Genomic DNA, 13677 nt, shown 5'->3' with positions numbered 1-13677 from the left:
GAGGAGTCCGCGGTGTCTGGCGCTTCGGCGAGAGGACGGTTCGGCAGTGGGTCGACGGCCGCCACGAACCTCCTACGGGTACCTCGCGCCACCCGAGGCGCGGGTGCTGGGCTGGGAGTGCAACAACGACGGTTGTGGGACCGGTGACCGGCCGGCGCCGCCGTCCTGGCCGTACCCGTGTCGGGAGTGTCGCAGGCCGGCCGACGCCACCTTCGACGAGCCGTGGGCGCACGAGGCCAGGGGCTACAAGATCCAGCACAGCCTGCACAGCGCGGACCGGTACGTGCGGGAGATGGCGCGACTGGAGCAGCATGTCTGGGCGTACAAGGAGGCGTGTTTCCGCGACGATCGCCGGGCGGCGGACCGGGCGTGGCGGGCGTACCGCCGGGCGAGGCCACCGCGGTGGCCGGAGGCCGACGGCTTCTGGATGACGACGACGTCCATGTTCGAGATGGTGCGGCTCGCCGCCGCGTTCGCCGATCTCGATCCCGCGATGGACGACGTGTTGGAGTGCTATCCGCTTGTCGACACCCGCGACGTCGATGACGACAACACCCGGCGGACCATCTCGCGCACCTTCGTGTCGATGTGCATCGTGTTGCTGGAGTGCCCGTCCTCCATCGGTCATCCGCGGGAGGCGGAACTTCACGACGCGATGCGCGACGTCGCGGGCCGCATCGAGGGTGTGCTGATCCACCAGCAGCACGAGGGACTTCGTCGCGTCGCCGAGATCCGCGCGCTCGATGGCACCCGGGCGACCATCGTGCGCAGCCGCCGGTCGTCGGCAGTTGCCCTGGCTGGCCTTCCGTCCGTCTCGTCGGCGCTGGCATTCGGCGCAGGGCCCCGTGTCCCGGACGACCCGTACGACATTCCCGCCGGTTCCGACCTCGATCCGAGGCGCGCGGTGACACTCGCCGACGCGGCGATCACCATCGCGGAGATCCACGACGACACCGGTCCGCTCGACGAGTTGGTCCGGCACCTGGACCGCGCCGGCACCTCGTCCGGTCTCACCCAGCTGCTGCGGGGGCGGCGGCAGGTCGTGGTCGGCGACCTGGACGCGGCAGTCGGCGAGCTGGAGCGCGGTGTACGGGCGGACGACAGGCTCGCCCGTCGGCTGCGACCGCAGCTCCTCGCCACCATCGGCCTGCTCCTGGTGCGGATCGACGCGAACGACCTTGAGGTGGGCATCGAGCGCTGCCGAGCCGGTCGGCGGGCGGGCCTGCGCTGGTGGCGACGCACCACCCCGGCCGACCCCGGCCTGGCCCGGCTGCTGCTGTGGCGAGCGCTGCGGCCCGAGACGCCGTCCGGTCAGGCATCCGACGACGTGCACGAGGCGGTTCGGCTGATCCGCCGCCGCTGTCGCCGGCACCGCCACGATGCGGACGATCAGCTCCTGCTCCAGGAGGCGGGTGTCGCCCGGGACGCACTCGCCGGTCGCCCCGACGACGAGCAACGGCACCGGGCGTGGCGCGACACGGTGAACGGGGGTTGGAGCACCCCGGCGAGAGCCCGGCTGGCCGCGGCATGGGCGCAGTGGGCCGCCGGCACCGGTGTCTCGGAGTTCGCCGCCGAGGCGTACCAGCAGTTGGTCGCCCTCGCGGCACAGGACGCTGCGGCGCGGTACGGCGCCCGCGCGAAGCGACGGGTGTTGGCCGCCGCCCAGGAGTACGCCGAGGAGGCCGGCTACTGGCTGGCCCGGACCGGGCGGTACCGGGAGGCCGTTCTCGCGTTGGAGAGCGGGCGGGCCGTGGGTCTGACCGAGGTGCTGGGACGGGACAACACGGCGGTGATCGATCGGCTGTTCGCCGCCGGTCGTGCCGACCTCGCCGACGAGTACGGACGTGCGATCGAGGAGTTCGACGAGCGGGAACGTCAGCCGTCCGCCGAACTCCGGCCGGCCTGGGCCCACCTGCGTGGCGTCGCCCAGCGCGTCGCCGCGGTGACCGGGGCGGACCCGTTGGTCCTCGCGGTGGACTACGACGACGTCATCGCCGAGACCGGCGACGGCGCTCTGGTCTACCTCGCCGCGGCGAAGGCGGGCGGGTACGCGCTCGTGGTCGCCGCACGCCACGATCCGCAGTACGTCGACCTGCCCAAGCTCGATCGAGCAACCGTGGCCGGGCTCGTCGGCAGGTTGTTGCCCGAGACCGAGGCGACCACCGGTCTCCGCCGCTTCGCGACCTCGGACGAGAAGCCTGCCGGGGTGCGTGACCTCTCGGCGTTCGGGCAGACGAGCGCCAACCCGATGACCGAGGCCCTGCACACCCTGTGGGCCGGCGGGGTCCGTGACGTCGTCCTCTTCCGTGCGCGAGGTCGGATCGTCACCCTCGTGCCGGTCGGCCTGCTCAATCTGCTCCCGCTGCACGCTGCCGGCGAGCCGGACGCACCCGACGACGTGGCCACCGGGAGGCGCCACGTCGGGCAGTTCTCCGCGATCCGGTACGCACCCAACGCTCGTGCCCTCCGGCGCTGCCGGGACGTCGCCCGGGAGTTGGCCGGCCAGGAGCAGAGGCTGCTCGTCCTGGACGTGCCGGACGGGCACGGGGTCGACCCTCGTGGCCACCTGCGGTACGTGGCCCGAGAGACCACCGAGATCGTGCGCCGGTGGACGGGGAGGCCGACGGCACCGAGCCACGCCTGCACGTGGGAGGAGTTTCGCGCCGCGGCCGACGAGCACACCGTGTGGCACCTCGCCTGCCACGGCTCCGCCGAACCCGGCTCGATCCTGGACAGCCGACTGTACTTCGCCGACCGTCAGGTCACCCTGGAGGAACTGCGCCGGGCCCTGGTGCCGGGCCGACGCCGCCTGGCGGTGCTCTCCGCCTGCGACACCAACGTCAGCGGCTTCGCCCTGCCGAACGAGGTGGTCGGGCTGCCGTCGGCCCTGATCCAGCTCGGGTTCGCCGGGGTGATCGCGACCGCCTGGGCAGTCGACGACCTCGCCACCACGTACCTGATGACCGCGTTCTATCACCTGTGGTGTCGGGAGGGGGACGAGCCGGCCGTCGCGCTGAGCCGCGCCCAACAGTGGCTGCGCACCGCTACCCGGGCCGACCTGACCGCTCTGCTACCCGACGTCGAGCCGTCCGGGGCGCCGGGCGACCACCCGTACACGGATCCGGAGTACTGGGCGGCCTTCGCGTACACCGGTGCCTGACCCAGCCCGCCGCGACCGTGCGGGCGCGGACTGCCTGCCCGCGGTCGCACCGCGCCGCGGGTGGGGTCGGGTTGTCGCGTCGACACTGTCGACGGTCGCGACACGCCTCGGGCGACCGGCCGGCGTCACCGCGGCTCGCCGTGGGCGGCGAGCGCGCGCAGACCGGCCAGGTCGAGCACCGCGATCCGGCGGTACCCGGTGCGGATCAGCCGTTGCGCGCGGAGCGTGCGCAGCGCCCGCTGGGTGGTGTCCGTCGCCGCGCCGACGAGGGTGGCCAGCTCCGCCTGGTTCAGCTCGACACCGATGACCAGCTCGTCGTCGTTGGTCCAGCCGCAGCTCGCCGCGATCTCGGCGAGCACCCGGGCCAACCGTACGTGCACCGGAAAGGCGGCGAACTCGGCCCGGCGGTCGTTCGCCCAGCGCAGGCGCTGGCCGACCGTCGCGGTGACCTGCGCGGCCACCGCGGAGCGCCGGTCGAGGAAGCGGAGGAAATCGGCCTGCCGGATGACTGTGCACACCACCTCCCCGCAGGTCGTCACGGTCGCGGAGCGACCCTGACCGCTGATCGCGGCGAACTCTCCCACGAGATCGCCAGGCAGGCGGATCGCCAGCAGCCGGTCCGCGCCGTCCGCCCTCGTCGTGATCTTGACGAAGCCGCGCCGGATCACCTCGACGTGGGTGTCCCGTGCTCCTTCGGTCAGCAGGCGTCGACCGGGCGAGACCGTGCGGGTCACGCCGAGCGCCAGCAGCTCCGTGCGGTCGGCGGGAGTGAGCCGGTCCAGGAACGACCCCTTCGCCCAGACCGCGTCGACGTCCAGCGGTACGGCAGACATGACCGGGCCTCCTCGGGGGTGGACCGGGCGAGAACCCGTCCTTCCCCGGAATACCCCTCGTCGGGCCGGGATGCAATACCCGCAGAGGACCGGATGCGTTACCTGACGAGGGGAGTTGACGTGGAATCCCACCGCTGACAGTCGTACCGATTCCCTTCGAATGGTGAATCGCCGGCCCAGCGGGCACGCGCCCCGCTGGGCCGGCGATCCGTCCGCCTGTCCGTCAGATGTGTGACAGATGACCCGCAGGGCGGTGCGGCACGGATCGGAGGGGATATGGCCACCTGTCACCCGTCGACCGACACCCACTGGGTGGTGGCCGGGCCATGAGCACGCCGCCGCCGGCCGCAGAGCCGCCCGGGGAACTCTCGTCCGAGCAACGGGCCCGCCTCCTGCGGCTCTTCGAACGAGAGTTCGGCGCGGCGTGGCGGGCCACCGTCGCGGCCGGAGCGAACCCGGCCACCCTCGCGGACGCCACCGCTGACCAGGTGCGGGAGATGTGCTCACGCGCCGCTGTCGGCGACGATAAGCAGCACCTCGTCGACGATCCGCCGGACGGTCCGGTCGTCGGCGAGCAGGACTGACAGCCGCTCCTCCGGGGCCGGCACACCGTCTGGCGTACGGTCCATCCGCTCGCTTCCGGTGCCGGCGCCGAAGACCACGCCGAGCACCTCCACCACCGCGTCGGCCGGGTCCGCGCCGCCGCGAAGACGATGACCGATCAGCTCGACGGCGGCGGCGGCGAGATCGGCGAGCCGCCCCTCGTCCCGCTCGTGTGCGTCGATCACGACAAGTGGTCGGGGGCCGGCCACCCCGTCGTCGGAGACGGCGAGCACGGGGGCGCACTTGTGGCCGAGCGGCCGCTCCACGTAGTCCGCGTACCACCGGGGCCGCCGCCGCATCGCGGTGAGCACCCGCTCGATGTCCAGCGACAGCAGCGGGCTGTCGCCGCCGGCCAGGTCCCCGGTGGCGGCCTCCCGCCGCAGCGCCCAGCTGTCCAGCGGCCACAGCTTCGTCCCGGCGGTGGTGGGCACGCCGACCCAGGTGAGGATGTGCACGGCCAGCTCGGTCAGCCAGGGATCACCGTCGAGTTCCGCGGCGAGCCAGGCCGGAACCCGGGGCCGTTGCAACGCGCCCCGGGCGCCGCGGCGACGGCGGTGACCGTCCACGGTGGCCGCGGTGAGCCGCGCCGACAACCACCGCTCGACGTCGACGATCGGCACCTTGGCGTTGCTGAGCAGGTCGGACACGACGGCCTCGACGTCGTCGTGGTGTCGGTCGAGGCAGTCGTCGGCAAGTCGCTGCACCGAGTTCGCACAGACCCAGTGCCCCCGCCGGCGCTCCATCGGACGGGTCACCCGGGCGAAGACGATCGGCCAGACGATCGCGTACGCGGCTCCGCTGAGCCGGGCGTTGACCTCGGGTGTCGCGGACGCGACCACCGTCGACAACTCGCCACGACGGGCCAGGTCGCGCAGGTCGTCCACGGCGGCACGGGCGCAGTGCTCCGGAGACGTGCGTACGGTCGGATCATCCGCGATCGTCATGACGCCCCCTCCAGAATGCGAATTGAGTCACGTCGCCTGCGACGTGCACATTGCGCCGGAAAAGAATCCGGCACTTACCAACAACAATGTGGCGAGTGGGCGGCGATGGCGAGCCCTCGCTCGTCGAAGAAGCGGTTCGTCGTGCATCGGTGGCGAATCCGGCGAGCCGTGCCGGCCCTCCCGCCGACCCCGGCACGGCCGTCAGGGCGACCGCCCCCCGTTCGTAGCCCGGCCGATCGGCGGCTCGGCACGTGGGCCGAAGTGTGCTATGACCATCCACTGTCTTCACCCGCATGGCGCGGATCGATCCCTCGTTCGCTGAGACGGCGACGTGACGCGTCCATCCTCGTGGGCAGGGGGCATCGACACTGGCCAGAAGATGGCCCTGTTCCTGGCCAGATAATGGCCGTGGGCGGGATACTCGGCGCACGACAGGACCACGGGCCCGCTGGAGTGCCGGTAACCTCCGCACGGTCCTGACGGACCATCCACAGAAGAGGAGAGGGCCCTGTCTCCCGGGAACGAAACCGATCCCTCCGACGGGCTCCGGCAGGAGCTGCTGAGCCTTCGCCGGGGTCCAGGTCTGCAGAGCAGCCCGCTGCACCGTCGGCTGGGGCCGCGGCTGGCCGATCTCTGCGGCGTCTCGCCGGCCGAGTCGGAATCGACGGTACGGGCGAAGGTGCGCGGCACCCTGCTCGCCCTCTCCGCCGACATGCCCGGTGACCTGCGCCGGGCCGTCCTGCTCGCGTACGCACTCGATCCCACCCACGCCTACCTCCGGCTGGACCGCCGCACCGACCAACTCGCCCGTGAGCTGTCGGTCCAACAACGCACGGCCCGTCGCCGGATCGACGAGGCGGTGGCCCGGCTGGTGCGCGCCGCCGTACCGGAGACCCCCACCGGCGTGACCGACACCGGCCCCGGCTGGCACCTGCGTGCGATGAACGCGCTGCTCCGGCTCGACACGCCGACACCGGAGCTCTACGAGGCGCGCAGCGTCGTGGCCACCCGCCCGATCGACGAGCTGACCGTGCAGTTCAGCCTGCCGCGCCAACCCGACGACGACGGTCCGGAGCACGGCGTGCACACCGACGTGCTGTTCGGCGCCCGGATCCGGGAGCTGACCCGGCACATCTCGGGCCAGTACTTCCGGCTCACCCTCGCCCTGCCGAGGACGCTGGAGCCGGGCGAGCGGCACGACCTCTGCCTGCACTACCGGCTGCCCCCGGGGCAGCCGATGCGGGAGCACTACGTCTTCCAACCGTTGACGCCGTGCGCGCACTGCACCGTCCGACTGCGGTTCCCGGCCGACGGTGCGCCGGCGACGGCCTGGCGGCTCGACGGTGTCCCGCCCCGCGCGGTGGACGACCGGACGCCGGGCCCGGACCGGCTGCACCCCGACACCCTCGGTGAGGTGACGTCGGTCTTCGACGGGTTGCAGCAGGGCTACGCGTACGGGATCGCGTGGACCTTCGCCGATGACCCGCGCACCTGAGTCGTACGGCCGTGGCTCGTGCGTCGCGGCGGGCCCGTTCCGAGGCCGTCCGTCAGATCAGAACGTGGCGAGTTTCTCCGCTCGGCTTCGGGCCGGCGAGTTCGGGGCCCGGCACCTGGTCCGGCGTACCCCGCCGCGACCCGGTCCGGAACTGGGCACTGTGCATGCGACGTTGCGGCCGCGGGGGCTCGTCGAGGCCGACGGGGTCATCGTCGCGGCCTGGTGGGTCGGCGACGGGCCACCGCCGGCGGCCGGCGCGCGCGTCCGACGGCGGCCCGACCCGGGCGGGCGCTGGCTGGCCGAGGCGGTGGTCGGAGCATGAACCCCTTCGCCCTGTTCGAGGAGGACACCGACGGGCCGGACGAGGTCGCCTTCATCACCGACACCCACCGGCGTCGCTTCGTGGCGCTCCTGATCGACACCTCCTGGTCGATGGCGGCCACCCAGAGCAACGGCGTACGCGCGATCGACGCGCTCAACGAGGAGTTGGCGCGGTGGCTGCCCGCCGTGCGCGCGGAAGGGCGCGGCTCCCTGCGCGACGTCGAGTTCCTGGTGGTCACGTTCGGCGCGGGCGGGGTGAGTGTGGTCTCCGGCAACGGGACGCCATCGGCCGAGGACGACGGCGCGTTCGTGCCGGCCGCGCGGCTGGAGTTGCCGACCCTGGTCGCGGGCGGCGCCACGCCGATGGTGGCGGCGGTGGACCTGGCGCTCACCCTCGTCGAGCAGCGTCGCCAGCACGTCCAGACGGCGCACGCCCAGCAGACCGGCGGGCCCCGTCTGATCCTGGTCAGCGACGGCACCCCCACCGACGAGGAGGGCAACCCCAGCGACGACTGGCGGCTGCTCGCCCGACGGTTGGAGCAGTGGCGGTCGACGGGGCGGTTGCAACTGTTCGCGTTCGGCGTGCCCGGGGTGGACGACGAGGTGATGCGGGCCCTCGCCACCCCGAGCGGCTACTTCCCCCTGGACGACCTCGACCTGCGCAAGCTGCTCGACCTGATCCTGGTGGCCACCTCCGACCACGTCGACTTCGAGCGGGTGCGGAGCCAGGTGTACGGGTACGACCTCTCATGACGGCGCGATGGTCGGTCCTCGGCGGCAGCGCGGCGGGCGGAGCGCACGTCCGGGCCGGGGTCAGTGGCCAGGACGCCTACGCGGCCCACGAGGTCGACGGCACCCTGCTGCTGGTGACGGCCGACGGTGCGGGCAGCCGCCGCTGCGCCGCGACCGGCGCGTCCCTCGTCGTCACCCTTGCCGTGGAGATGCTCGTCCCGCTCCTGCGCGACCGGCCACCGACCTCCGCCGCCGCCTGGTCCGGGTGGCTCGACGTGGTGGGGGACCGGCTGTTGCGCCGGTTCCGCCGTGCGGCGCGGGCGGTGGCCCGAGCCGTCGGTGGGATCGAGCCGGAGGACCTGGCCACCACGGTGACAGTCGTGGTCGCCCGCCTGCCGTGGGTCGCCGTGCTCGCGGTAGGCGACGGCCTCGTGGTGGTCCGGGCCGCCGACGGCAACCTCGACCTGCTGCTCGCCCCGCCGGGCGGCGCCGACCGGCAGCCCGGGGCGACGACGCTCCTGCCCCACGCCCGCGCCGGGAGGCAGGCCCGTCGGCTCATCGCCCGACTGCCCGATCTCACCGGGCTCGCCGTGTGCACCGACGGCCTCGACAGCCTCCTCGTCGAGTACGACGGCAGCCGACCCCGCGAGCCTGGCGCGGCGGCCTTCGCGCAGCTGTTCACGCTCGTCGAGGCCGCCGACACCGACCCGTCGGCGCTCGTCCGGCTGCTCAACGGCAGGCGGGTGGGCGCCCTCACCGACGACGACCGGACCCTCCTGCTGGCGGTGCCCCGATGAGCGTCGACGTGTGGCTGACCGGCCCGGACGGCCACCGGACGGCCGACACCCTCGACACGCCGATCGGCTCGGTCGGCTCCCAGGGGCAGGTCTTCCGGCTGCGGCACCGGCCGGACACCGTGGCGAAGATCCTGCACCGCGCGGACCCGGAGGAGTTGGCCACCCGTACCCGGGTCATGCTCGCCGAGCCGACCGGGTGGACCATGCGCTCGGGGCGGCCCGTGGTGGCCTGGCCCACCGCCGCGGTGCACCGCCGCGACGACGGCAGGCTCCTCGGCTACGCCGCCCCGCGGCTCGCGCCGCCCCGGTTCGCGCCCCTGCCGCTGCTGTTCAATCCCGCCGTACGGGCCCGGATGCTGCCCGGCGCCACCTGGGCCTGGTGGCTGACCCTGGCGGAGGAGCTGGCCCGGCTCGTCCAGTCCGTGCACGCGCGCGGGCACGTGATCGGCGACCTGGCGCCGGCCAACATCTTCGTCTCCGCCGGCGGCGGCGTCTGCCTGATCGACGTCGACGGTTGGCAGCTGCACGACCGGGAGACCGGCCAGGATCTGCCGTGCGAGTTCTCGCGCCCGGAGTACACCGCGCCCGAGGAACTCGGTCGTTCGGGCCGGCGGCGGGAGGTGGCCAGTGACAACTGGGCGCTGGCCGTGCTGACCGCCCAACTGGTCTGCCTCGGCTTCCACCCCTACGGCGGGGTGCGGCCCGAGGCGACAGGTCCGGTGGAGGAGGTCGACAACGTCCGGCTGCGCTGTTGCCGGCTGCTCGGGGCGGACGTCCGGGCACCGATCGCCGCGGTACCGCCGCAGGCGCTGCCGGCCGTGCTGCGTCGCCGACTCACCGAGGCCCTCGACCTCGGGTACGACGCGCCGGGCGTGCGGCCCGGCCCGCAGTCCTGGGCCGCCGCGCTGGCGTACCTGCGGGACCAACTGGTCGGCTGTTCCACCAGGCCGACCCATGTGTTCTCGCGCGAGCACCGCCACTGCCCCTGGTGCGCGATGGTGGCCGCCGGCGCACCCGATCCGTTTCCCGAGGGTGGACGATGACCACGACCATCGAGATCAGCCGGGTCGCCGACCGGACCGCCGTGCTCGGGCCAGGTCTGCGCGCGGTGATCTGGGTACGGGGATGTCCGTTGCGCTGTCCCGGCTGCGTCGCGCCGGAGGACCTGCCCTTCGACGGAGGGATCACCCGCACCGTCGACGACCTGGCCGAATGGCTCGGCGGTCTGCCGTCCGACATCACCGGTGTGACCTTCTCCGGCGGCGAGCCGATGGCCCAGGCGGCCGGGCTCAGCGCGCTCGTCGACCGGATTCGCGCCGACCGCGACTGGTCGGTGCTGTCGTTCACCGGGTGGACCCTGGAACATCTGCGCCGGCAGGACGACGCCGACCAGCTCCGGCTGCTCGGCCAGCTCGACATCCTGGTGGACGGCCCGTACGTGGCGGCCCGCCACGCCGACCTGCTCTGGCGCGGCTCGACGAACCAGCGGCTGCACTTCCTCACCGACCGGCACGCGCCGTCGGCGCAGGACACGTCCGCCGGCATCGAGCTGCGGCTGGCGCAGGACGGCGTCCAGTGGATCGGGGTCCCTCCGGTGCCGGACTTCCGCGCCGGGTTCGAGACCGCCATGCGCTCCCAGGGCGTCGAGATCGCACCGCGCACGCCCACCGACTCCGCCGACGAGAGAGGCCGATGATGTCCGGCAGTCCGAAGTACACGACAGTCGCCCTGGACGCCGCCCGCCGCGCGCAGTTGGAGGCCGCCCGGCGGCGGCGCGAGGAGGAACGCCGGCGGCGTCGGGAGGAGCAGCGCCAGCGACGTCTCGCCGAAGGTATCCGGGCCGCCGACGTACGCCGCGACGCGCTGACCGCGCGACTGGGCGAGCTGGTGGACTCCTCGCGGGGGTTGCCCCAGCATGCCGAGGTGACCGCGGCGAACAACCAGGTCGTCGGCCTGCGCCGCCCCACCGACGAGGCCGGGCTGAGTCGGTTCGGCCGGGAGTTGCGGGGCGCCGAACGACGCGCCGACGACCTCACCGTCGCGGTGTCCCGGGAGCTGACCCGGCAGGAGCAGAGCCGCGCGGTGGACCTGGCCGTCGCGCCGCTGCGCGCGCTGGCCGACGGGCAACAGTTCGACCCGGTGGGCCACCGGGCCATCACGGCGCTGGTGGACGAGACCAGGCGGCGCGCGGGGGACGCGCAGGGCTTCGCCGACCTGCACCTGCGGCTCGGCGAGGCGGTCGGCGCGCACCTGGAGACGGTCCGCGACCGGCAGGCGCAGCTGCGGCGTCTCGCCACAGAGACCGACGAGCTCTCCACCCACCTTGTCGACGCGCTTGCCGACGCGGCGGCGGCGGGCGTCCAGGTGGCCGAGGAGTCCGCGCTGCGCGCCGAGCTTTCCGGTCTGCGCCACGAGGCGGCCAGCGGCAACGTCGACAGGTGGGAGCAGCACGTCGCCGGCCTGCGTGACCGGGTCGAGGCGGTGACCGCGGCGACCGACGAGCGACTCGACCAGCTTGACCGGATGGCCCTGATCGTGGAGGCGGCCAGCGCCGCGCTGCCGGCGGCCGGCCTGCGGGTCGTGCCGAACAGCCTGGCGGAGCGCCCCGACGCCGTGGTCTTCGTCGCCGAACGCGCCGACGGTTCACCCGTCGAGATGACCGTCTACGCGGGTGACACCGACGGCACCCGGCTGGAGTACCGGACGGCCGGCTCCGACATCGTCGTGGAGAACGCCGTCGACGGGGTGGTCTCCCGCTGTGACCTGACCGAGGACCTGCTCGAGCGCTTCCACGCCGAACTCGCCGACCAGGGGGTGGCGGCCGACGGCCTGCACTGGGAGGGCAAGCCCGGCCAGCCCCGGCCACCGGCCGTGGAGGCGCTGCACCGGCCGGCGCACGACGACCGGAGCCGGTCGTGACCGCGCCGCCGGGCCGGCCCACCGCACCACCGGCGGCGGCCTGGCTGGAACGGGTCACCGCCGAGATCGCCCGTGGCCGGCACGTCGTCATCCACGGCAACGTGCGTGACCTGGTCCGCTGGGACCGCTCGTTCCACCCGCTGCGCACCGCCGTCTCCGGCCTACTGTCGATCTTCGGTTACCAGCTGACCGGCTACTTCGATCCGATCGACGGGCTCAGCTTCGGCAAACCGGACGACCAGCGGGAGTTCCACCGGCTGCTCGTCGTACCGGACGTCGGCCGGCCCGCCGCGGCCGAGCCGTCCACCGCCAACGACCGGGCCGCGACGGCGCGCAGCCGGTTCTCCGCCGCGCTGCGGGACGCGCCCGCGCCGACCCTGACCAACCCGTACGACTCGATGGCGGCGATTCGGCGGGTGCTGCGGCAGACCGGCACGTCGTCGGCGTTCCTCATCGACCAGGCCGACCTCATGCTCTCCCCACCCGAGCGGGGCGGCGACGCCGAGCGACGGCTGCTCGGCACGATGGCCAAGGCGATGACCGAGGCGGCACAGACCGGCAAGCTGCGCAATCTCCTCGTGCTGGTCGCGGACGACCTCGCCGCCCTGCCGGCCTGGCTCTACCGGGACCGCCCGTACGTCCAGGTGGTCGAGGCGGCCCTGCCGACCTTCGACGAGCGGCACGTCTACCTGCACCAGCAGGCCCGCCACTTCCACCAGGCGGCCACCGCGAAGAAGGCGCCGGAGGATCTGCGGGTGCTGGCCAACCTGAGCGAGGGTATGGCGATCAGCGAGTTGGACGGGCTGTGGCGGATGAGCAACCTCCAGGAGATCCCGCTCGACGAACCTCGGACGCTGATGAAGCGCACCCTGTTCGGCCCGCGCCAGGACCCGTGGCGCCGGGTGCGTGACCGGCTCGCCCGGTTCGGGCCGATGGCCGGTGAACGGGTCATCGGCCAGCCCGTCGCGGTCGACCGGGTCCGCCGGGCGCTGACCTCGGCCACCGTCGGCATCGACTTCGTCGCCGACCCGCACAACGCGGAGTCCCGGCCCAAGGGGATCTTCTTCTTCGTGGGGCCGACCGGGGTGGGCAAGACGGAGTTGGCCCGGACGCTCAGCGAGTTCGTCTTCGACGACGAGACCGCGTTGGCCCGCTTCGACATGTCGACCTTCGCCGAGGCGCACTCCGCGGAACGGCTCACCGGTGCGCCACCCGGGTACGTCGGCCACGAACGCGGTGGTGAACTGACCAACCGGGTGAGCCAGCGCCCGTTCAGCGTGCTGCTCTTCGACGAGATCGAGAAGGCGCACGCGTCGGTGTTCGACAAGTTCCTCCAGGTGCTCGACGATGGTCGGCTCACCGACGCGCTCGGCAACACCGCGTACTTCTCCGAGACCGTCATCATCTTCACCTCGAACCTGGGGGCCGCCGAGACGTACGGCTGGCTCGACGGCGGTGAACTGCCCGACTACGAGAAGGTCACCGCCCATTTCGAGCGCGCCGTGCGCGACCACTTCACCACCACCCTGGGCCGGCCGGAGCTGCTCGGCCGCCTCGGCGGCGGCATCACCGTCTTCGACATCCTGCGACCGGAGTTCGTCGATCAGATCGTCGGTAAGCTGCTCGCGCAGCTGGTGGCCAGCGCCCACCGGCAGGGGATCCGACTGACCCTCGACGAGCAGAGCGTCGTCACCCGGGTGCAGGAGGTGATGCGCCGTCCGGAGGCGCTGCGGCTGGGGGTGCGCAGCATCCGGGACGTCCTGGACCGCCTGGTACGAGAGCCCCTGGTCGAGCACGTCTTCGCCAGTCCCGGGCAGGCGGCGCTGCGGCTGTCGGTGCAGCCGCACGGCACGGTGATCCGCGCCGGCTGAGT

Annotated in this window: 12 protein-coding genes; 10 read left to right on the top strand and 2 right to left on the bottom strand. The window is 73.2% G+C overall.

Annotated elements, in window-relative coordinates:
- Nucleotides 1-46 precede the first annotated feature (46 nt).
- Nucleotides 47-3160 carry a CHAT domain-containing protein gene (locus tag ACGFIQ_RS22060; protein ID WP_393246363.1) on the top strand — a complete coding sequence of 1038 codons (3114 nt, stop codon included), beginning with the start codon at nt 47-49 and terminating at the stop codon, nt 3158-3160.
- 125 nt (nt 3161-3285) lie between these two features.
- On the opposite strand, the gene ACGFIQ_RS22055 is transcribed toward ACGFIQ_RS22060, so the two are convergent.
- Nucleotides 3286-3993 (bottom strand): Crp/Fnr family transcriptional regulator, encoded by a 708-nt coding sequence (locus ACGFIQ_RS22055; protein ID WP_393246361.1) that lies wholly within the window; start codon nt 3991-3993, stop codon nt 3286-3288.
- 326 nt (nt 3994-4319) lie between these two features.
- On the opposite strand from ACGFIQ_RS22055, the gene ACGFIQ_RS22050 reads away from it, so the two are divergent.
- A complete protein-coding gene (locus ACGFIQ_RS22050) occupies nt 4320-4577 on the top strand; it encodes a hypothetical protein (protein WP_393246359.1) in 258 nt (85 codons plus the stop codon).
- Here ACGFIQ_RS22050 and ACGFIQ_RS22045 read toward each other — a convergent pair.
- On the bottom strand, nt 4497-5540 hold the full coding sequence (locus ACGFIQ_RS22045; protein WP_393246357.1) for a hypothetical protein: 1044 nt from the start codon (nt 5538-5540) through the stop codon (nt 4497-4499). The two genes, ACGFIQ_RS22050 and ACGFIQ_RS22045, sit on opposite strands and share 81 nt — an antisense overlap.
- A gap of 679 nt (nt 5541-6219) precedes the next feature.
- On the opposite strand from ACGFIQ_RS22045, the gene ACGFIQ_RS22040 reads away from it, so the two are divergent.
- The 8 genes from ACGFIQ_RS22040 to ACGFIQ_RS22005 all read left to right on the top strand — a co-directional run bounded on the left by ACGFIQ_RS22040 (nt 6220) and on the right by ACGFIQ_RS22005 (nt 13675).
- Nucleotides 6220-7035, top strand: coding sequence for a hypothetical protein (locus tag ACGFIQ_RS22040; protein WP_393246355.1), 816 nt, complete (start codon nt 6220-6222; stop codon nt 7033-7035).
- A 64-nt stretch (nt 7036-7099) separates the two neighbouring features.
- Nucleotides 7100-7357, top strand: coding sequence for a hypothetical protein (locus ACGFIQ_RS22035; protein WP_393246353.1), 258 nt, complete (start codon nt 7100-7102; stop codon nt 7355-7357).
- Nucleotides 7354-8109: a VWA domain-containing protein gene (locus ACGFIQ_RS22030; protein WP_393246351.1), complete on the top strand. Its 756-nt coding sequence runs from the start codon at nt 7354-7356 to the stop codon at nt 8107-8109. The genes ACGFIQ_RS22035 and ACGFIQ_RS22030 overlap by 4 nt, the downstream gene beginning before the upstream one ends.
- Nucleotides 8106-8885: a protein phosphatase 2C domain-containing protein gene (locus ACGFIQ_RS22025; RefSeq protein WP_393246349.1), complete on the top strand. Its 780-nt coding sequence runs from the start codon at nt 8106-8108 to the stop codon at nt 8883-8885. Before ACGFIQ_RS22030 ends, ACGFIQ_RS22025 begins: the two co-directional genes overlap by 4 nt.
- The gene (locus tag ACGFIQ_RS22020; protein WP_393246347.1) at nt 8882-9928 is read left to right on the top strand and encodes a hypothetical protein; all 1047 of its coding nucleotides are present in this window, start codon (nt 8882-8884) and stop codon (nt 9926-9928) included. The genes ACGFIQ_RS22025 and ACGFIQ_RS22020 overlap by 4 nt, the downstream gene beginning before the upstream one ends.
- Nucleotides 9925-10581 carry a 4Fe-4S single cluster domain-containing protein gene (locus ACGFIQ_RS22015; protein WP_393246345.1) on the top strand — a complete coding sequence of 219 codons (657 nt, stop codon included), beginning with the start codon at nt 9925-9927 and terminating at the stop codon, nt 10579-10581. The genes ACGFIQ_RS22020 and ACGFIQ_RS22015 overlap by 4 nt, the downstream gene beginning before the upstream one ends.
- A complete protein-coding gene (locus ACGFIQ_RS22010; RefSeq protein WP_393246342.1) occupies nt 10581-11804 on the top strand; it encodes a hypothetical protein in 1224 nt (407 codons plus the stop codon). The genes ACGFIQ_RS22015 and ACGFIQ_RS22010 overlap by 1 nt, the downstream gene beginning before the upstream one ends.
- Nucleotides 11801-13675 carry an AAA family ATPase gene (locus ACGFIQ_RS22005; protein WP_393246340.1) on the top strand — a complete coding sequence of 625 codons (1875 nt, stop codon included), beginning with the start codon at nt 11801-11803 and terminating at the stop codon, nt 13673-13675. Before ACGFIQ_RS22010 ends, ACGFIQ_RS22005 begins: the two co-directional genes overlap by 4 nt.
- Nucleotides 13676-13677: the final 2 nt, after the last annotated feature.

This window comes from Micromonospora sp. NPDC048898, from assembly GCF_043198035.1.
Taxonomy (GTDB): domain Bacteria; phylum Actinomycetota; class Actinomycetes; order Mycobacteriales; family Micromonosporaceae; genus Micromonospora.
Note: the sequence above shows the minus strand (reverse complement) of the source record. Positions and strands in the feature narration are given on the sequence as shown.